The organism is Arthrobacter sp. MYb214 (assembly GCF_002979865.1).
Classification (GTDB): Bacteria; Actinomycetota; Actinomycetes; order Actinomycetales; family Micrococcaceae; genus Glutamicibacter.
This window is the reverse complement of sequence record NZ_PCPZ01000004.1, coordinates 53,831-72,152: the sequence shown is the minus strand read 5'-3', so window position 1 is coordinate 72,152 and position 18,322 is coordinate 53,831. Positions and strand designations below refer to the sequence as shown.

The following is an 18,322-nucleotide window of genomic DNA, read 5'->3' as shown; positions in this document are numbered from 1 at the left end:
GTCGAGCCCGGGATTCATGCTGTGATGCATGACACCCGGGCTCGATTTGTATCTTTGGGAGAACACCGGTAAAGTTTTATTTCGTTCCGAAGGGAACAAAAACAAAAGCAAGGGCGTATAGCTCAGGCGGTTAGAGCGCTTCGCTGATAACGAAGAGGTCCCAAGTTCAAGTCTTGGTACGCCCACGGAAACCTTGCTGGAGAGAAAGAGGGAGTAATGAAAAAGTTCCTGGTTCTCGCATCGATCGCGGCTGCTGCAGTAGTCTTGGTCAAGAAAGCGAAGGCTTCGTCGGAAACGAAGGAAACCTGGCATCAGGTAGCCGATAAAGTTTCCTAAAGCTTTTGGGGCCTTAGCTCAGTTGGTAGAGCGTCTGCTTTGCAAGCAGAATGTCAGGAGTTCGATTCTCCTAGGCTCCACAAAAGAAAGTGGCGGAAAGTGAAAACTTTCCGCTAATTCTTTTTGATTGATCCGGTTGGATTGATCTTGGAGTGGAAACTTCAAAATTGAATACGGGGCCTTAGCTCAGTTGGTAGAGCGTCTGCTTTGCAAGCAGAATGTCAGGAGTTCGATTCTCCTAGGCTCCACATTTGCCAAAAGGCGGAAAGTGAAAACTTTCCGCCTTTTGCGTATCCAGAAGAAAATTCTATTTCGCTAGTGCCGGATCCGGGCCATCCGGACATGCTCATAGTGTCCAATAAGCTGCTCGCCAATGCTGTGCCAGGACCGATCCTGGACACTGCTAAGCGCAGCGCTGGCAAAAGCCAGCCGTTTCGCATCGTCATAGGCCAAGTCGCTGACCCGACTGCGCAGCTCACTAAGGTTTCCTGGCTGATAGAGCCAGCCCGTGCGCGAGGAATCCACCAGATCCAGCGGTCCCCCACGGCCTACGGCCACGACAGGCACACCACAGGCCATGGCTTCCTGAATAGTCTGGCAAAAGGTCTCTGAGGCGCCAGGATGCACAAAGATGTCCATCGAAGCCATGACCTCGGCCAAGCGTTCCCCGGAAAGGAAACCGGTGAAGTGGGCGTTGGGCAAAAGGCTGCGCAGTTCGTCCTCGAGTGGGCCGGAACCGACGATCACCAGCCGAGTATTCTCAAGACTCGCCAGGGCCTGCAGGTCCGCGACCTGCTTCTCTGCTGCCAGCCGGCCGACGTAGCCAATGACTACCTCGTCATTCGGGGCAACCGCCTGCCTGAACTGCTCGCTTCGCCGTCTTGGCGTGAACTGCGCTGTATCTACTCCCCTGCCTGAAATGGCAAGCCGCGGAACGCCCAGAGATTCGAGCTGGTGGTAGGAAAACGTGCTTGGAACCAGAGTGAGGTCCGCACCCGTGTGGATCGCTCTGACGTGCTCCCAGAGCCTCTGCGTCAGCCACGGCATTTTGTAGCGTGCCGCGTAGCTGGGAACCTCGGTCTGATACAGCGCCACGGTGGGCAATTCGAGTTCCTGTGCAGCGCGCAGAGCCTGCCATCCAAGGATGAACGGGCTAGCCAGATGAACTACGTCGACGCGCTCTCGAGCCAGCATCTTGCGCAGGCGCGCCACACTGGTGGCAGCGACCCGAACCTCGGGATAGCTTGCCAAAGGCATCGACGGAACTGTGAGGATCTTGAAGCCCTGATAGAGCTTTGGCACGCCATGGCCCGACAGCTCCCCTGCCAGCGAGCCTGCAGGGGTAATGACCACGGCCTCCTGGCCAGTCTGCCTGAGGTGATCCAGCGTCTTGAGGATTGAGTTGGTGACCCCATTGAAATGGGGAAGGAACGATTCAGCGACGATTGCTACCTTCACATCTTCAGCATGCTTTTCGTCAATTACACGCAAGTGAATATGACAAGGGTAGTGGATTAACTTCAGTTGTCTCGTTGTGGCCGCAACTCTTTAGTGGCAAAATACCTAGGTGCCCTATGAACAGTCCAGCCCTTCCGCCGCGGCGGCGAATGCCAACAAGAACGAAAAAGACTCCCGCATCGCGGTACTGCTCTTCCCTGTGCTGATTTTGCTGGGCGGACTGTGCGGAATGTTCGTTCCCCAAGCGTTCGTGGGGTTTTCCGGATGGATAAATCCCCTCCTGATGGTGATCATGTTCTGCATGGGGCTGACGCTGACCTTGCCAGACTTCGCCCTGGTGTTCAAGAACCCGTTGCCGGTGCTCGGCGGTGTCGCAGCGCAGTTCATCCTGATGCCATCCATGGGCTGGCTGGTCGCCACGCTGCTGCAGCTTGAACCTGCCTTGGCCGCCGGCCTGATCCTGGTTGGCTGCGCACCAGGAGGCACGGCATCGAATGTGGTTTCCTACCTGGCTCGAGGCAATGTCGCCCTGTCCGTTGCCATGACGTCCGTGTCGACCTTGCTCGCACCGCTGCTGACCCCGGCGCTGGCCTTGTGGCTGGCTGGCCAGTACATGCCGGTCGATGCTGGATCCATGGCCGTCAGCGTCATCAAGATCGTACTGATCCCTGTGGTCCTAGGCATCGTCCTGCGCATGCTGTTCAACCAGTTCGTGGCGAAGATCGGTGGTGTGCTGCCATGGCTGTCGGTACTAGCCATCACCTTCGTGGTGACGGTCATCGTCGCGGGCAGTGCACAGACGATTTTGACTGCTGGCCTGCTGGTCCTGGTTGCGGTCATTTTGCATAATGCCCTGGGCCTGGCTTTGGGGTATGCCATGGGTGTCCTGTTGCGCGTTCCCGAAGCTTCCCGGCGAACAATCGCCATCGAAGTCGGCATGCAGAATTCAGGCCTCGCCGGTGGGCTAGCGAAGCAATACTTCTCGCCTGAAGCCGCTCTGCCAGGTGCCGTATTCTCTGTTTGGCATAACTTGTCCGGCGCATTGATCGCAGCTTATTGGCGGAGAAAAGACGCTAAATAGCTCGAGAGTGCGGGCACGGATAAAAGTATTCCATCATAAGAATATCTTGATCTGTCCAAGTATTCGCCGGATCCGGCACGTTCCAAGTTCGAATGAAGCCCATGCGCTGGGAAACTGTAACCTTGGTTGGTGACCATCTTGCTTGCCTTGGTCGGAATTCTCGGGATTTCGGCATCTGGCCCCATTATTGCCGCCTTCCCTGGTGTCCCGGTTCTCTCCATGGCCTTTTGGCGCAATGGAGCTGCGGCGGCCGCGCTCAGCGCACCGGCACTGCGAAAGAACTCCAAAGCTTATCTGCAGATGACCGGGCGAGAATGGTTCTTCACCGGGGTAGCAGGTGTAGCTCTCGCACTGCATTTCGTGTGCTTCATGTATTCGATGCGACTAACCAGCGTGGCTGCTGGAACGGCACTGGTGTGCATCCAAGGTGTCTGGATCGCGATTTACCAGGTTCTTCGCGGAACCAAATATCGAACGCAGGTTTTCCTTGGCATGGGCATTGCGCTGCTTGGTGCAATCATCATCACGGGATTCGACATGGGGCTGGGACGTGATGCCATCATTGGCGACCTCTTGGCACTAGCCGGTGGCGTCTTGGCCGCTGTGTACACGCTGGCCGGATCCGTGGCTCGCAGGACCTTGGGAACTACAACGTATGCCTCGAGCTGCTATGCCATTACCGCCGCAGTGCTGCTAATCCTGTGTTTCCTGACTGGAACGCCGATTTGGGGTTTCGACGCCCGAGGATGGATGGCGATCATTCTGCTGACGCTTTGCGCGCAGATCTTTGGCCATACCGCCATGAATCATTTGCTCAGCGTGCTCGGTCCGCTCACGGTCTCGACGCTGATTCTGCTCGAGATTCCTGGCGCGGCAATCCTAGCGGCAATGTTCTTGGGGCAGGTAGTTCCTATCGCTACCTATGCCGGGTTGGCCGTGATACTTGTTGGGCTTGCCCTCGTGATTCGAGGGCAAGCCCAACCAAAAGCAGCCTAGACGGCTTTATTTGTCATCTTCGAGGATTTCGCGGATTTCTTCCACGCTGGCTTCACGCGATTCAACAGGCTCGTGCGGTTGTGCAGGAAGTGGTTCGTTTTCCCATGGATCCTCAATTGGTTTCGAGGCCTTCCACACAGCTACCAGCACTGCGACAAGTCCCGCAATCAAGCCAACGGCTAGTACTTTTCCTGCTTTGCTCTTCTTGCTCATGCATTGCTCCCGATCCGAAAAAATTCACGCTAACCGACAGTTCAAGACTAGGCAGTTCTATGCCCAGTGGCCAGCAGTATCGGACAAGCAACCTAAGAATGGTCCAAATTTTCTCTCAACGCGTACGTCAGTATTTAGCGGGTCGAGCATAGATCATGGAAGAATGAAGGCATGACCGCAAACGCAACTCATAAAGCCACGATTCACACTACTTTGGGCGATATCGTTGTCGATCTCTTCGGCAACCACGCACCAAAGACCGTAAAGAACTTCGTTGGCCTCTCGACCGGTGAGCAGGAGTGGGTACACCCAGAATCCGGTGACAAGAAGACCAACACCCCGCTGTACAGCGGAACCATCTTCCACCGCATCATTTCTGATTTCATGATTCAGGGTGGCGACCCACTGGGCCAGGGCTTCGGCGGCCCAGGCTACCAGTTCGATGATGAGATCCACCCAGAACTGAACTTCAACGAGCCTTACAAGCTGGCCATGGCCAACGCGGGCATCCGCATGGGCCGTGGAACCAACGGTTCGCAGTTCTTCATCACCACCGTTCCTACCACCTGGCTGCAGGGCAAGCACACCATCTTCGGTGAAGTCCTTGACGCTGACTCGCGCAAGATCGTTGACGCGCTGAACGCCGTTGCTACCGATGGCCGTGACAAGCCACTGGAAGACGTCGTTATCAACTCGGTCGACATCGAGACCCTGTAACAACACAGGCGCACCAACCCGAGGCTCTGACGATTCCCTAGCGGCATTGTCGGGGCCTCGAGTATTTAATCCTTCTCCCCCAACTCAAGGCAGGTACTGATGTCCTTTGGACAGGTTTTCCCAGAGGGCCAAGCAACTCCGACGTGCTATCGACACTCGCAGACGGTGTCCTATGTTTCATGCCACCGGTGCGGACGTCCGGTCTGCCCGCAGTGCCAGGTCTCTGCGCCTGTAGGTGTGCAATGCGTAGACTGCGTCGCGCAAGCCAATAAGAACCTGCCGCGGCAGAAGACCCAATTCGGTGGCCGGGCTCGATCCGGTGCTCCTGTTATCACCTACACTTTCATCGGCCTGAACGTGCTGGTGTATCTGCTGCAGTGGATCATCCCTGGATTCACCAATCAGCTTGTACTTGCGCCGGCTCTGGCCGCCTATGAGCCATGGCGCCTGATCACCAGCGCCTTTGCCCACTCCACGAGCTCCTTCTTGCACCTTGCCATGAACATGTACGGCGTCTACATCTTCGGCACCATGCTCGAACCAAGGATGGGACGGCTGCGCTTCACCTGGCTATACCTGCTCAGCGCTTTTGGCGGTTCACTAGGCGTTCTCCTGCTGAGCAACCCGATCAGCGCCACGCTCGGCGCTTCGGGCGCACTGGCAGGCTTGTTCCTCGCAACTTTCGTAGTGTTCCGTTCCAACAAGCAGGCACTTCGCTCCATGGGAATTATCCTGGCGCTGAATGTCGTTCTCGGCTTCGTTATTCCCAGTATTTCGTGGCAGGGGCATCTGGGCGGAGCGATATTGGGTATCCTCGCAGCCTGCTGCATTGTGCTGATCCCGCGAAGTAATCCACAGCGTGCGCGTAACCAGATACTTTTACTCACGGCCTTGTCGATTGCGTTGCTGGCAGCCCTTTACCTCTCCACGGAAGCAGTGAAGTGGCCCTTGGGATAGTTCGAAAGAAGCAATGCAGTTATCCACACTGCTTATCCACACTGTTAATAACTTACAAGCGTGTAACTCTCGAGGCCTAGTGGTTATTAACAGCCCCAAGACCCCGTGATATCAGGGATATTCGCCTTGGAGTACCCAATACTCACAACCTTGTCCCCAGTTGTGGATAACTTTTTAACAACCCCTGTAGATAGTGCATATACGAATCCACCGACTGTTAATAACTTCGGGTTCGAAAGTTTAAACGAATCATGAGAATCACGGTTCAATAAGCGGAATCACGCCTTATCCACAGCCGGAATCCACAGTGTTAATAACTTACAAGCATGTCATTTCAGTTTCCAATATCCCCGTTGACCTGTACTTTATCCGAAAAATCGTGAACTCTACCCAAGTTCTCCCCAGCTGTGGATAACTTTGTGAACAACTGTTTATAAAAGTTGTTCACAGTCACTGTGGATAAGCGTGTTTGCCTGTGGATTACTTGGTGAGAACTGGCAGGATCAGCATGCTGGCAAAGATGAGCATGACGATTCCGATAAGTACATCAAGTACCTGCCACGCCTTGGGGTTGGCAAAGAGCGGGGCAAGGAAACGTGCGGCGTAGGCAAGTGCGAAGAACCAAGTGAAGCTGGCAATGATCGCACCAGTGGCGAAATAGGGTGCGCCTGCGGCTTGGGAAGTAGCAATTGAACCAAGAAGCAGTACCGTGTCGATATAGACATGTGGATTCAGCCAGGTGAGGGCCAACGTCGTTCCGATGATCGAGACGGCTGTTGTTGCACCGGGGAGCCCTGAGACTTTCAGCGCCTCGGGCTTCAGTGCTCGGCGGAAAGCGAAAATCGCGTAGCTTGCCAGGAAGATGAAACCGCCTATTCGCGCAATCACCAATATCCAGGGCGCTCGGTCGACAAGCGCTCCCATGCCGCTGGCTCCGGCGGCAATCAGGATCGCATCTGATAATGAGCACACCAAAGCGGTGATGAAAACATGCTCTTTCCTGATTCCCTGGCGCAGCACAAACGCATTTTGCGCACCGATGGCGACGATGAGGGACAGGCCAGTGGTAAAGCCGAAGAACAAGGATCCAGAGAGCATGTAGAAACTGTAAGAGATTAGCTGATCTGCGTCGAACTTAAGTTTCTGATTCTAGATTAGAGTTCCTAATGTGAACATGGATGTGGAACACCTCGAAACCCTGCTTACGGTAGTTGATGCGGGAAGCTTCGATGATGCCTCGATTGATCTGGGAGTGACCGCTTCGGCCGTCAGCCAGCGCATCAAGGCCTTGGAGAACCGCCTGGGCGCAGTCCTGCTCGTCCGCAGTCGCCCGGTTAGGCCTACCGAGCATGGACTGAAAGTTCTGCGCTATGCGCGACAGATGACGCTGCTCAGTGCAGAGTTCTCCAAAGAGATAGCCTCCGAAAATCCGATCCCGATCGCCATTGGAGTCAACGCGGATTCGCTCTCCACTTGGTTCGGTCCGGTATTCTACGAGCTCGCGAAGTTCGAAGACCTCTCCTGTGAAATAGTGCGTACCGATGAAAACAGGGGACTGGAGCTACTTCGAACCGGTCGCGTCAGCGCCGTGGTCACCAATGCGGAGGAGAATATCCAGGGTTGCATCAGTGACAAACTGGGTGCACTGCGCTATCGCGCAGCCGCGCAAGCTTCGGTGGTCCAACGCCATGTACCTACTGGGGCCGTGGAAGAGCTCATTCGCACTCCGATGGTGGTCTTCGATCGTGAGGATCCCTTGCAGCATGAGATGCTCCAGCGGGTTGCCGGGGCTAAAGCGCGACCGGAAGGCCAAGTCCACCATGTTCCAGATTCCATGCAGTTCGTTGCGGCCATAGAAGCGGGGATGGGGTGGGGGATGATTCCAGAAACGCAGCTGCAGAAAGCCAGCGGGCTGCAGGTACTCAACGAGCAATGGTTTATCGATGTGCCACTGTATTTTCAGCGCTGGGCTGTGGACTCGCAGATCCTCGCGAGGATAGGTGGCATTTTGGTCACAGCCGCGAGACAGCAAGGCCTGCATTTGCTAGCCTGAGGTGGTCACCAGCAATCATTGCTTGGACCCGGACGAGGGAGCCGTACCCGGAGCGCGACAAGACGGCCAGAAAGTATCTGGCATGCATTGGGTAATTTTGATCGTTTCCGGACTATTCGAAGCGGTATGGGCCATCGCTCTTGGCATGAGCGAGGGGTTCTCCAAACTCGTTCCGACCATCGTCTTCTTCGCGGCGCTGGTTGTGTCCATGGGTGGACTGGCCTACGCCATGAAGGAAATTCCCGTCGGCACTGCATATGCCATCTGGGTAGGCATCGGAGCCTCGCTTGCCGTCATTTACTCGATGGCCACCGGACAGGAAGCCTTCAGCGTACTGAAGATGGTCTTCATTCTCGGATTGGTTGGTTGCATCATCGGCTTGAAAGCCGTCAGCCACTAATATCAAAAGCCGCCATTAAACAACTTCGCCGGCCCCCTCAGCAGGGGGCCGGCGATACGGCTATTTCCAGCCCGTTGTCATGAAAAAGCCGACCATCGCAATACCGAAGCCGACAACGATGTTCCAACCGCCGATATTCGGAATCGGGTACAGGGTCTGCGAAACGTAATAAACGATGATCCACAGCAAGCCCAGAAGCATCAGTCCGAACATGACTGGCTTGTACCAGCCCGGCATCGGCTTATCGATGGCATGGGCGCTCTGGCGCGTCTCCTGCGGCTGTGAATTCTTCTTGCGTCGTGGCTTTGACTCCGGCACTCGAATGCTCCCTCGGCTTCATCTGCTTAATGTAGTAAATGTGGGTGACCTTCAGGTCTTCCCGGTAGGCTTGGGTGCAAGAATGCTGAGAACTGCTTAGTGCATTCCTACGTAGCTTCCATACTAGCCGTTACCCGCTGGAACTCTGGGTTTTGGCCAGTATCGACCCATCTTAGTTGACCTATTTCGCGCATTTCTTTCCCTTAAGGAGCCAGACCGCCGTGAACCGATCAGCCACTGCGCAGGGACGTCGCATGCAGCACCGACGACCGTCGGCAGGAAACCGTATTGCCGGATTCTTTGGCGAACTGCTGATCACCCTTGGCATCTTGCTGATGCTCTACGTGGTGTGGGAACTGTGGTGGACGAATATCGACTCGGCCCAGGCCCAGAAGGAAGTCACCGCAAACCTCGTGCAAGAACTTGGCGAGGTCGTGGTGCCGGAAGGCAACGAGGAGGAAGAGGAGAAGGACTACGGTCCGGCTCCGGTCACGGAATTGGCTCCCGGAGAAACTTTCGGGATCATGTATTTCCCGCGCTTTGGCGCTAGCGGATCGCACCACCCGGTGACCTACGGAGTGGAAGACCACGTGATCGATAACCTCGGCATTGGCTATTACCCGACCACGCAGCAACCGGGGGAGCTGGGCAACTTCGCCGTAGCGGCCCACCGCCAGACCCATGGCCAGGTCTTCTGGGATATTGACAAGCTGCAAGACGGCGACAAGATCTATCTGCAGACTGCACAGGGGTATTACACCTACACCTGGTACGCCACCGAGATTGTGGCTCCATCCAATGGCGATGTCCTGTTGCCTACCCCGCACCAGTGGGGAGTGGAACCAACGAAGTCCATCTTGACCATGACCACCTGCCATCCGAAGTACTCGACCCAGCAACGCATGATCGCGTATTCGGAACTCACCGATTGGCGTCCACTGGATGCAGGTCCGCCGAAGGAAATCCGTGACATGGTCATCGACGCAACGAGCTAGGAGAAGAGATGTACGCCTGGATATTTAGAAATCTGCCCGGCCCTTTGTGGCTTCGTATTTTTGAAGCATTGATTCTCATTGCCGCGATCGTGCTATTACTGATGATGTACGTTTTCCCATGGCTGAACCAGTACATCAGCCCATTCACCGATTCAACGATTGGCCAGAGCACCCCGTGAGCAGCACCAGGATCCTCGTGATCGATAACTACGACAGCTTTGTGTACACCCTCGTGGGTTACCTGCAGGAGCTGGGCGCGGAAACCACCGTATACCGCAACGACGATTTGAGCGTTGGGGAAGCAACTAAGTTGGCTGCGGAATACGACGGTGTGCTGATCTCCCCGGGCCCGGGCGAGCCTGCAGGAGCGGGTGTCAGCATCGATCTGATCAAGTGGTGCGGGCAGCAGCGCAAGCCAATGCTCGGTGTCTGCCTTGGGCATCAGGCGCTCGCTGAAGCCTATGGCGGCACGGTCACGCACGCCGAAGAACTAATGCACGGCAAGACCTCGCTGGTGAGCCACGAAAACCACCCGGTCTTCAACCAGGTAGCCAACCCCTTCACCGCAACGCGCTACCACTCCCTGGCAGCCGTACGCGAGAGCATCCCTGCTGAGCTTGAAATCATCGCTGCTACCGCCGGGGGAGTCATCATGGGGCTGGCGCACCGGGAAGCACCACTATGGGGCCTGCAGTACCACCCAGAGTCGGTGCTGACCGAGCAGGGATACCAGATGCTGGGCAATTGGCTGGAATTCGTAGGACTTCAGGGGGCAGCCAAGAAGGCCACGACCCTGAGCCCGCTCTTCAGCGGAGAGTAGCCTAGCAGCCTATCGGTCGCGCCCGTTTTCCCGTGGCGGGTTAGTCCGATCTGGCGGGCCGTTCCCATTGGAAGGAGCCGGAGCGTCACTGGTAGGCGAAGCACTGTCGGACGGATCATCGGATTCTTCTGAATCTGGAGATTCGGTCTCGCTGGGCGATGGTTCTTCACTTGGTTCTGGTGCCGGCGGAGCCTTGGCCACAGAAATCTTCACCAGGCTTCCCTGAGCCACGTCCTCGGAGGCCTCGGGGGACTGCTTGAACAAGGTTCCCTCAGGGTAGTCGTCGGTTGCCACCTCATCGAACTGAACTTCCAACCCGATGTCGTCCGCAGAGAGCTTCTCTTCAGCTTCCTCACGGCTCATCTCGGTAACGACCGGAACGGTCACCATGCCGGTAGAAAGGATCAGGTCGACTTCGCTGCCGGCCTTCACCTTGGAGCCCAGCTCCGGGCTGGTGCCAATAACCCAGTCGGTTGGAATGGTTGCAGAGTTCTCCCGGCTGACTTCACCCACTTCGAGGCCAGCTTCACGCAGGGCATCGCGGGCAGCCGTCTCGGACTGGTTCGCCAGATCCTTGGGAATCGTGCGCTGTTCCGAACCATCGGAAATGAACAGCGCAACCGTGGATTCCTTGGAAACCATGGACCCTTCTGCCGGGTCGGTTCGGGTCGCCTTGCCCTGCTCTACTTCATCACTGAATTCCCGCTCTACACGCACCTGGAAGGTGGAATCGCGCAGCAATTCACGTGCGTCGTCTTCGGACATCTCCAGGACCTTGGGCACAGCAACTGGGGCACGCTTTTCAGCCTCGGCCTGGATCGAGCGGATCACCAGGAAACTGGCGATACCCACAGCGATCAGGGCAATGATGGTCAGCAGGATGATCAGGCCGCGGTTGGACTTGTGCCGTGCAGGGGCCTCGGGAGCCTCATCTTCGACGAAGACCGGGTGCTGGCTGGTGCCTGGCGCTGACTGCGCGATGAACCCGGTTTCAGTCTCGCCGTGCATGCCGTATATCGGCAAGGTGTAGGTTGATGGTGCCGGTTCGTCATCATGGAATTCAATGCCGTTCAGTGCATCTTCCAACGCAGCCGCGAAAGCGCCTGCGCTCTGGAAACGGTCATCGCGTTCCTTGGACAGAACCTTGGAAACGATCGGGTCGAAGATCGGGTCAACGTCGTGCTTGACCTCGCTGGGCGCTGACGGAATCTCGCCAACGTGCTGGTACGCGACCGAAACCGGCGAATCACCGGTGAACGGGGGGCGCTGGGTCATCAGCTCGTAGAACAGGCAGCCAACAGAGTAGATATCCGAACGGAAATCGACCTGTTCGCCGCGTGCCTGCTCAGGAGAGAAGTACTGGGCGGTTCCCACCACAGCGGCGGTCTGCGTCATTGTCGCCGATGTGTCCAAGGCACGGGCTATGCCGAAGTCCATCAGCTTCACGTGGCCGGCATCGGTCACCATCACGTTGGCCGGCTTGATGTCGCGGTGGACGACATTGTTATTGTGCGAATGATCCAGGGCATTGCATACGCCGCGGGTGACGTGCACAGCGAAGGAAGCGTCGACATCGCCCGAAGCGATCACCTGCTTCAGAGTCCGGCCGGTCACGTATTCCATGACCATGAAGGGCAAGCGCTCACGGCTATGATCGGTAGCAGGCAGCTCGCCGGTGTCGTAGACGGCAACGATATTCGGATGGCTCAGGCCCGCGACGGCCTTGGCTTCACGGCGGAATCGATTGACCACCATGGGGTTGCTTGCGGTATCCGGGCGCAGCACCTTGACCGCGACCTTGCGCGAAAGCACATGGTCGGTGGCAAGATAGACATCCGCCATGCCGCCGCGGCCTACCAGCGATTCGATCTCGTAGCGATCGTTGATCAACCGTGGCAAGCCGGGGGGCAAGGCTTCGACTTCACTCATGGCGCTTCGCTTTGGTCCGGCTCTGCAGCTTCTGGGGATTCAGATGCCGACGGGGTAGCGGACTCGGATGCTTCGGGTTCTTCTGGGCCCATGGAAATATCCAGGGTCACCGTGGTGCCCGGCTCTACTTCGCTGCCGGCTGGAACGTCCTGCGCAAGCACCGTGCCAGCGACCGAAGAGTCATGGCGTTCCTCGCCCTTGGCCACGGCCAGCCCAGCGTCCTGGATGCGCTTCTGCGCAGCTTCGTAGCCCATGCCGGTTACCGAAGGAACGCCAACGGTTTCGGGAGCCATGGCGTAGGTAATCGAAATGGTTTCGCCCTTTTCGACGCTGCCGGTCGGGTTCAGCGAAATGACTTCGCGTGGGTCGTACTCATTGGTTTCCTGCGGGGTCGCGTCAACGACCAGGCCCTTGCCCTCAAGCTCTGCCGTCACGGTGTCGATATCCTGGCCCACCAGCGAGGCCGGAACCTCTACGTAGGTCACGGTTTCACTCGGGGTCGGGGAAGAGGACTCGGAGGTCTCCGATGCTTCGGTGGTTTCTTCCGAAGGATCGGTGGATTCCTCGGTCGGAGAAGGGGATTGGGAAACATCGGTGCTCTGCGTGACCGAAGCCGTCGGCTGATTGTCCTTGTCGCTGCTCATGGCAGGGATCAGCCACGCCAGCAAGGCAATCACGGCGGCCAGCGCGATGATCACGATCAGCGGGACCAGCCAAGGGCTGCGTTTGGCCCCGGCCTCGCCAGCCGGATCCTGGGTATCCACGTCCTCGTCATCGAATCCGCCGGCTGCGGCACTGGACCCGGAGAAACCGCTGGTAGCGCCGGCAGGTTCCACCACGGTCGGCATCGCATTGGTCATCGTCGGCGCGGAATCAGCACGCGGCACCACCTGGGTGGCGTCGTTACCCATGTTGACCACTTGGGTTGCGTCGGTGGCGATACCGGTGGCCAGCATGCCGGGAACGGCCAAGGTCGCGGTATTGGTATCACCGGAGCGCAGTGCATCGGCGGCCTTCGCCAGCGCCGTTGCGTCCTTCGGGCGATCCGACGGGTTCTTGGCCAGCATCGACATGATCAGCTGGCGTACCGGTGCCGGGATGGTGTCCGGCAGCGCCGGGGGAGCATCGTTGACCTGTGCGAGGGCGATGGCGATCTGCGATTCGCCGGTGAACGGGCGGCGTCCTGCCAGGCACTCGTAGCCGATCACGCCCAAGGCGTAGATGTCAGAGCTGCCGGTGGCGATCTGCCCGGTGGCCTGTTCCGGGGCCAAGTACTGGGCGGTTCCCATTACCTGCCCGGTGGCGGTCAGCGGAACCTGGTCAGCAAGCCGGGCAATGCCGAAGTCGGTGATCTTCACGACGCCCGAAGGCATCACCAGGATGTTACCCGGCTTCACATCGCGGTGCACCAGGCCGTGCTCGTGGGCTGCTGCCAGCGCGCGGGCGGTCTGCGCGATCAGCGAGAGTGTACGGTCCACGTCGAGCTTGCGCTCGCGCTCGATAATGGTGGACAGCGGCGGGCCGGGAACCAGTTCCATCACCAGATAGGCGGAGCCCTGTTCCTCGCCGTAGTCGAAGACGCCAGCGATACCAGGGTGGTTCAGCAGCGCGGTGTGGCGTGCTTCCACGCGGAAACGCGTCAGGAAGCTCTCATTATCGGTGTATTCCTCTTTGAGGATCTTGATCGCTACCAGACGTCCTAGGACCTGGTCTCGTGCCTTCCAAACTTCGCCCATGCCACCGATCGCAATGCGGTCGGTCAGCTTGTAACGACCGCCCAAGGTGGTGCCGGTTACTGGCCTCACTTGTTGAACACCGCCTCTAACATCGTCTTCATAAGTGCACCTGCCGTGTTGTGGCCGGTGTTGTAATCTACGTCTTGAATATTGACCGTGATGGCAACCTGCGGATCATCGGCCGGTGCGAAACCGGTCATCCAGGAGTTCACCATGCGGACTCCGTTCTCTGACGGTCGCTGCGAGGTGCCGGTCTTGGCTCGGAAATCCACGCCGGGAACGCGGGCATTCATGGCCGTACCGCTCACAACCGGGCCTTCCATCAGCTCGGTGAGCTGTTCGGCAACTTCCGGGGTGGTGGCCGTGGAGAACTTCTCCGGCTTCGGGTCCTCGATCACTCGAAGATCCGGCGCGATGACCTTGCCGATCAAATTCGGCTTCATGATCACGCCGTCATTGGCGATGGCCATGGCGGCCATGTTCATCTGCAGCGGAGTAGCCTTGTTTTCCCATTCGCCGATTGCCATCTGCGCCATCTGCGCTTCATTGGCCTCAGCAGAAGGGAACTCGCTTGGAACAACATTCTGCGGGATGCTCAGCTGCTGCCCGTAGCCGAAGCGCTCGGCAACCTCGGTGAAGGCATCCTTGCCGACGGTCTGGCTGATTTCCATGAACGGGGTGTTGCAGCTCTGGGCAAAGATGAACTCGAGCCTTGCCCGGGTATCCCGCGCGCAGATGCCCTCATTGAAGTTGTTCATCTTAGCGGTCGAATGCGGATAATTCACCGACACCGGATTGTCGATGGGGGTTTCCATATCGAACTTGCCCGATTCCAGGGCCGCAACGGTGCTGAGGATCTTGAACGAGGAACCTGGGGTCACCGGGTTGCTGATGGCCGGGTTCCGGTAGGGGCTCAAGCCGTCGGTGTTGCTGATGTCCTTCAGGTTCTGGGCCGCCTGGGAGGTCGAGTGCACCGCCAGCAGGTTGGTGTTGTAGCTTGGCTTGGAAGCCATCGCCAGGATGTCGCCGGTCTTCGGATTGGTCACGATGATCGTGGCCTTCAAGTCGTCAGGAATCGCTTCGAAGGCAGTCTTCTGCAACTGCCCGTCAATGGTCAGCTCAACCGAGGCGCCTTCGGAACGGGTACCGGTGAACATGGCCGACAAGCGGTCGAAGAGCAGATCCGAGCTCGTGCCGGTCAGCCAGTCGTTCAGCTGCGATTCGAGCTGGGTGGTGCCATTCGCGAGCGAATAGTAGCCAGTCAGGTGGGCGTAGGTTTTCGCGTCGTGGTAAACACGCTGGAATTCGAACTGGCCATCATCGGTCGGAACGGATTCGGCAATCGGCTTGCCGTCGACCAGGATCGCGCCGCGGGGCAGGTCGAACTCGCGGTAGAGTTCGCGCTTGTTCAGCGCATTCTCCGAGAGCGGCTTGGCGTCGAAGAACTGGATGTAGCTCAGTCCACCCAGGCAGATGACGAACAGGACGGTTAGCGCAACCCAAACGCGCTTGATTGCATGATTCACTTTTTCGTCACCGCCTTGGTGCTGGAGGTAAGGGCCGTGCTGGCACTTGCAAATTCATCGGTTGGTCCTACGCCGCCAGTCTTCGGGCGGCGCGAGTTGTGGGAGATCAGGAGCAGCAACGCGATGATGATCCAGTTCGCCAGCAGCGATGAGCCGCCGGCGGCCATAAATGGCGTTGCCAGGCCGGTCAGCGGGATCAGCCGGGTGACGCCTCCGATGATCACGATGCATTGCAGGCCCAGGGTGAAGGACAGGCCTGCAGCCAGTAGCTTGCCGAAGGTATCGGCCGAGCCCAAGGCGGCCCGCAAGCCACGGGAGACCAGCAGCATGTAGAGCAGGATGATCGCGGCCACGCCGATCAGGCCAATTTCTTCGCCGAAGGAGGCAATGATCATGTCGGAGTTGGCCAGCGGAACACGGTAGGGGGAACCCGCGCCCAGGCCGGTGCCGAACAAGCCGCCGTCAGCCATGCCGAATAAGCCTTCTACGATCTGCATGCTGCCACCCTTGGCCTGGTAGATCGCAGGGTCAAAGGCGTTGAGCCAGACGTCCAGGCGGCGGGTCACGTGGCCCATGGTCAGGCCCGCGACGATGCCGCCGGCGACAACCATCAAGGCACCGATGAGCACCCAGGAAATACGCGCGGTTGCCACGTAGATCATCACGATGAACAGGCCGAAGAAGAGGATCGCGGAACCGAGGTCTCGCTGCACCACGAGCACGCCGATGGAGAGCAGCCAAGCGATAACCATCGGAGCCATATCCCGCAGGCGGGGCAGCTGCAGCGGTCCGAACTTGCGGCCAGCCATCAGGATCAAGTCGCGGTTCGACGAGAGATAACCGGCGAAGAAGATCGACAAGGTGATCTTCGCGAGTTCGCCTGGCTGCAGCGAGAACATGCCCATGCGGATCCAAATGCGGGCACCGTTGATCGTGACACCCAGTTTGGGAATCAACGGAAGCAGGAGCAATACGACCGATAGCAGCAGGGCGATATAGGTAAACCGACGCAGCAGGCGGTGGTCCTTGATTGCCCAGAGAACGACCGAAGCAATGACGATGGCAATGGCAGTCCAGAGCAGCTGGCGCGCCGACTGGGACGTTCCTTTAGCCAGGTCAATGCGGTGAATCATGGCTAAGCCAAGGGAATTCAACGCAATCGTAATCGGAAGTATTACTGGATCGGCATATTTGGCGAAGATGCGCAGCAGCACATGAACCGTCAGGGATAGTGCCGCCAGGATGCCCATCTGCACGTAGAAGTCGGTGTTGTCGACATCCTCGGTGGAGCTGCCCACCAGATAGAACGCGGCACCGCCCACGCAGAGGGCCAGCAGCACCAGCAGCAGCTCGAGATTGCGCCGAGGCACCGGTGCGGTTTGCACTTCGGTCATTGCATTATCTCCTGGCAGTAGGCGGGCAGTTCGAGCTGGTTGGCGGAATCCGAGGATCCGGGAACGGTGACCGGGCAGTTCTGCTTCGCGGTGACCAGGAGTTCCTGGATGATCATCTGGGCATGCTGCTGGTTCTCTGCCGAGATGGTCGATTCAACGCGGTGGCGTGAATACTCCGGCAGGGCTTCGAGCGGCACCTTGCTGACTGTGTCGACCTCGGAGAGCGAAATCGGTCCGAGCTCCTGGGGAACGCCCTTGTAGATTGCGACCTTTCCATCGACAGTGCCAACAAAGTACTGGGTCTGGGTCCACATGTAGCCCCAGACGCCCAGGGCAATGACGAAGAAAGCCGTCAAGGTCAGCAGGATCGGCATCATCCAACGGCGCTGCTGCACCGGAGCATCCAGTGGATCCAGCACCTCGCCGGCCGCCGGGGAACGGTGGGTCAGCAAGGCAGCTGCACGGCGTTCGCCGGTGTGCTGGGTCACCACCGGGATCTGGCCGGTTTGCGTCGCAAGCTGGGCGGCGCCCACCAGCAGGTGGGGACGCTGGGAAATCTCATGGCGGAGCAGCGAAGCGCTGGCTTCGACATCGCCTTCGGCGGCAATGGTGAGCTGGCCGGTATCCGGTGCGGGTTCTGGTTCGGCGGGCGCTTCGCCTTCGACGACAGCGTTTTCGACAACCTCGAACATCACCACGGTGACGTTATCCGGCGCACCATTCTTCAAGGTGATGGCAACCAGGTCGTTGACCGCTTCATCCATATCGGCGGTAGTGCGGATGATCTGCTCGATTACCGGAACCGGCACCGCGTCGGTGAGTCCGTCAGAGCACAGCATCCAGCGTTCGCCGGGTTCTGCCTCGAATTGGTCGACATCGAGTTCCGGGGAGGCATCCGAGTCGCCCAGCACGCGCAAGAGCACGTTCTTATGCGGGTGGACCTCGGCCTCGGCCGGCTTGATGCGGCCTTCGTCGACCAGCCGCTGCACGAAGGTATGGTCCTTGCTGATCTGCTCGAAGACCCCGTGCTTCAAGCGGTAGGCGCGGGAGTCGCCGATGTGCGCCATGTGCAGGGTACTTCCCGAGAGCAGCAAGGAAGTGACGGTGGTACCCATCCCCGAAAGCTTCGGGTTGGCGCCAACGAGTTCATTCAGCACCAAATTGGCGGCCTGGATCTCATCCGGCAGGGCATTTTGCGGATCTGCGGTGCCATCGTGGTCCAGATGCACCAAATCAAGTACGGTGGAGGCTGACGCCACGTCACCGCCGACGTGTCCGCCCATGCCATCGGCAAGCACCGCGAGGTACGCGCCGGCGTAGGCGGAGTCGTCATTCTTCTTGCGAACCCGCCCCACGTCGGATTTCGCAGCAAATTTTAGTTTGAGGGCCATAG

19 protein-coding genes, 3 tRNA genes and 1 riboswitch are annotated in these 18,322 nt (G+C 58.3%); of the genes, 13 read left to right on the top strand and 9 right to left on the bottom strand.

Annotated features, from left to right (window positions below; translation table 11 throughout):
* The first annotated feature begins 111 nt into the window (after positions 1-111).
* From CQ012_RS11200 to CQ012_RS11190, 4 genes are all read left to right on the top strand, one after another.
* A tRNA-Ile gene (locus tag CQ012_RS11200) sits at positions 112-185 on the top strand.
* 31 nt (positions 186-216) lie between these two features.
* Positions 217-336 carry a DLW-39 family protein gene (locus CQ012_RS18005; protein WP_219844366.1) on the top strand — a complete coding sequence of 40 codons (120 nt, stop codon included), beginning with the start codon at positions 217-219 and terminating at the stop codon, positions 334-336.
* 7 nt (positions 337-343) lie between these two features.
* A tRNA-Ala gene (locus CQ012_RS11195) sits at positions 344-416 on the top strand.
* A gap of 95 nt (positions 417-511) precedes the next feature.
* A tRNA-Ala gene (locus tag CQ012_RS11190) sits at positions 512-584 on the top strand.
* Between the two features lie 67 nt (positions 585-651).
* On the opposite strand, the gene CQ012_RS11185 is transcribed toward CQ012_RS11190, so the two are convergent.
* Complete coding sequence (locus tag CQ012_RS11185) at positions 652-1,794, bottom strand: glycosyltransferase family 4 protein (RefSeq protein ID WP_286134352.1); 1,143 nt, start codon at positions 1,792-1,794, stop codon at positions 652-654.
* Between the two features lie 109 nt (positions 1,795-1,903).
* Between CQ012_RS11185 and CQ012_RS11180 the strand changes: the two genes are divergently transcribed.
* Together CQ012_RS11180 and CQ012_RS11175 are read left to right on the top strand one after the other, a co-directional pair.
* A complete protein-coding gene (locus CQ012_RS11180; RefSeq protein ID WP_105658685.1) occupies positions 1,904-2,875 on the top strand; it encodes a bile acid:sodium symporter family protein in 972 nt (323 codons plus the stop codon).
* 129 nt (positions 2,876-3,004) lie between these two features.
* The gene (locus CQ012_RS11175; RefSeq protein WP_105658702.1) at positions 3,005-3,871 is read left to right on the top strand and encodes a DMT family transporter; all 867 of its coding nucleotides are present in this window, start codon (positions 3,005-3,007) and stop codon (positions 3,869-3,871) included.
* Positions 3,872-3,877: 6 nt separating this feature from the next.
* Here CQ012_RS11175 and CQ012_RS11170 read toward each other — a convergent pair whose 3' ends face one another.
* A complete protein-coding gene (locus CQ012_RS11170; RefSeq protein ID WP_105658684.1) occupies positions 3,878-4,084 on the bottom strand; it encodes a hypothetical protein in 207 nt (68 codons plus the stop codon).
* A 171-nt stretch (positions 4,085-4,255) separates the two neighbouring features.
* Here CQ012_RS11170 and CQ012_RS11165 point away from each other — a divergent pair, with 171 nt between their 5' ends.
* Positions 4,256-4,801: a peptidylprolyl isomerase gene (locus tag CQ012_RS11165; RefSeq protein ID WP_105658683.1), complete on the top strand. Its 546-nt coding sequence runs from the start codon at positions 4,256-4,258 to the stop codon at positions 4,799-4,801.
* A 237-nt stretch (positions 4,802-5,038) separates the two neighbouring features.
* Complete coding sequence (locus CQ012_RS11160; RefSeq protein ID WP_166650743.1) at positions 5,039-5,758, top strand: rhomboid family intramembrane serine protease; 720 nt, start codon at positions 5,039-5,041, stop codon at positions 5,756-5,758.
* 480 nt (positions 5,759-6,238) lie between these two features.
* Here CQ012_RS11160 and CQ012_RS11155 read toward each other — a convergent pair whose 3' ends face one another.
* Positions 6,239-6,856, bottom strand: coding sequence for a LysE/ArgO family amino acid transporter (locus tag CQ012_RS11155; protein ID WP_105658681.1), 618 nt, complete (start codon positions 6,854-6,856; stop codon positions 6,239-6,241).
* A 76-nt stretch (positions 6,857-6,932) separates the two neighbouring features.
* Here CQ012_RS11155 and CQ012_RS11150 point away from each other — a divergent pair, with 76 nt between their 5' ends.
* Positions 6,933-7,811: an ArgP/LysG family DNA-binding transcriptional regulator gene (locus CQ012_RS11150; RefSeq protein ID WP_105662199.1), complete on the top strand. Its 879-nt coding sequence runs from the start codon at positions 6,933-6,935 to the stop codon at positions 7,809-7,811.
* Between the two features lie 5 nt (positions 7,812-7,816).
* Positions 7,817-7,882: riboswitch (guanidine-III (ykkC-III) riboswitch) on the top strand.
* A gap of 11 nt (positions 7,883-7,893) precedes the next feature.
* Positions 7,894-8,211, top strand: coding sequence for a DMT family transporter (locus tag CQ012_RS11145; RefSeq protein ID WP_105658679.1), 318 nt, complete (start codon positions 7,894-7,896; stop codon positions 8,209-8,211).
* 60 nt (positions 8,212-8,271) lie between these two features.
* Here CQ012_RS11145 and CQ012_RS11140 read toward each other — a convergent pair whose 3' ends face one another.
* Positions 8,272-8,529 (bottom strand): cell division protein CrgA, encoded by a 258-nt coding sequence (locus tag CQ012_RS11140; RefSeq protein WP_105658678.1) that lies wholly within the window; start codon positions 8,527-8,529, stop codon positions 8,272-8,274.
* Positions 8,530-8,750: 221 nt separating this feature from the next.
* Between CQ012_RS11140 and CQ012_RS11135 the strand changes: the two genes are divergently transcribed.
* Genes CQ012_RS11135 through CQ012_RS11130 form a run of 3 tightly spaced genes read left to right on the top strand, consistent with a single transcriptional unit; the run spans position 8,751 to position 10,344 of the window.
* Positions 8,751-9,524 carry a class E sortase gene (locus CQ012_RS11135; RefSeq protein WP_105658677.1) on the top strand — a complete coding sequence of 258 codons (774 nt, stop codon included), beginning with the start codon at positions 8,751-8,753 and terminating at the stop codon, positions 9,522-9,524.
* 8 nt (positions 9,525-9,532) lie between these two features.
* Positions 9,533-9,703, top strand: a complete 171-nt coding sequence (locus CQ012_RS17620; RefSeq protein WP_013347422.1) for a hypothetical protein — start codon at positions 9,533-9,535, stop codon at positions 9,701-9,703.
* Positions 9,700-10,344, top strand: coding sequence for an anthranilate synthase component II (locus tag CQ012_RS11130; RefSeq protein ID WP_105658676.1), 645 nt, complete (start codon positions 9,700-9,702; stop codon positions 10,342-10,344). Before CQ012_RS17620 ends, CQ012_RS11130 begins: the two co-directional genes overlap by 4 nt.
* 9 nt (positions 10,345-10,353) lie before the next feature.
* Here the strand turns inward: CQ012_RS11130 and pknB are convergent, their stop codons facing one another.
* Genes pknB through CQ012_RS11105 form a run of 5 tightly spaced genes read right to left on the bottom strand, consistent with a single transcriptional unit; the run spans position 10,354 to position 18,320 of the window.
* A complete protein-coding gene (gene pknB / locus CQ012_RS11125; RefSeq protein WP_105662198.1) occupies positions 10,354-12,273 on the bottom strand; it encodes a Stk1 family PASTA domain-containing Ser/Thr kinase in 1,920 nt (639 codons plus the stop codon).
* Positions 12,270-14,078 (bottom strand): protein kinase domain-containing protein, encoded by a 1,809-nt coding sequence (locus CQ012_RS11120; protein WP_105662197.1) that lies wholly within the window; start codon positions 14,076-14,078, stop codon positions 12,270-12,272. The genes pknB and CQ012_RS11120 overlap by 4 nt, the downstream gene beginning before the upstream one ends.
* A complete protein-coding gene (locus CQ012_RS11115) occupies positions 14,075-15,535 on the bottom strand; it encodes a peptidoglycan D,D-transpeptidase FtsI family protein (RefSeq protein ID WP_105662196.1) in 1,461 nt (486 codons plus the stop codon). Before CQ012_RS11115 ends, CQ012_RS11120 begins: the two co-directional genes overlap by 4 nt.
* Positions 15,532-16,929, bottom strand: coding sequence for an FtsW/RodA/SpoVE family cell cycle protein (locus CQ012_RS11110; protein ID WP_105658672.1), 1,398 nt, complete (start codon positions 16,927-16,929; stop codon positions 15,532-15,534). The genes CQ012_RS11115 and CQ012_RS11110 overlap by 4 nt, the downstream gene beginning before the upstream one ends.
* On the bottom strand, positions 16,926-18,320 hold the full coding sequence (locus CQ012_RS11105; RefSeq protein WP_105658671.1) for a PP2C family protein-serine/threonine phosphatase: 1,395 nt from the start codon (positions 18,318-18,320) through the stop codon (positions 16,926-16,928). The genes CQ012_RS11110 and CQ012_RS11105 overlap by 4 nt, the downstream gene beginning before the upstream one ends.
* Positions 18,321-18,322 lie beyond the last annotated feature (2 nt).

Excerpts from the sequence above, each read along its gene's own strand:
- CQ012_RS18005 (WP_219844366.1), top strand. The coding sequence starts at position 217 with ATGAAAAAGTTCCTGGTTCTCGCATCGATCGCGGCTGCTGCAGTAGTC.
- CQ012_RS11170 (WP_105658684.1), bottom strand. The coding sequence starts at position 4,084 with ATGAGCAAGAAGAGCAAAGCAGGAAAAGTACTAGCCGTTGGCTTGATT.
- CQ012_RS11165 (WP_105658683.1), top strand. The coding sequence starts at position 4,256 with ATGACCGCAAACGCAACTCATAAAGCCACGATTCACACTACTTTGGGC.
- CQ012_RS11155 (WP_105658681.1), bottom strand. The coding sequence starts at position 6,856 with ATGCTCTCTGGATCCTTGTTCTTCGGCTTTACCACTGGCCTGTCCCTC.
- CQ012_RS11150 (WP_105662199.1), top strand. The coding sequence starts at position 6,933 with ATGGATGTGGAACACCTCGAAACCCTGCTTACGGTAGTTGATGCGGGA.
- CQ012_RS11145 (WP_105658679.1), top strand. The coding sequence starts at position 7,894 with ATGCATTGGGTAATTTTGATCGTTTCCGGACTATTCGAAGCGGTATGG.
- CQ012_RS17620 (WP_013347422.1), top strand. The coding sequence starts at position 9,533 with ATGTACGCCTGGATATTTAGAAATCTGCCCGGCCCTTTGTGGCTTCGT.
- pknB (WP_105662198.1), bottom strand. The coding sequence starts at position 12,273 with ATGAGTGAAGTCGAAGCCTTGCCCCCCGGCTTGCCACGGTTGATCAAC.
- CQ012_RS11110 (WP_105658672.1), bottom strand. The coding sequence starts at position 16,929 with ATGACCGAAGTGCAAACCGCACCGGTGCCTCGGCGCAATCTCGAGCTG.
- CQ012_RS11105 (WP_105658671.1), bottom strand. The coding sequence starts at position 18,320 with ATGGCCCTCAAACTAAAATTTGCTGCGAAATCCGACGTGGGGCGGGTT.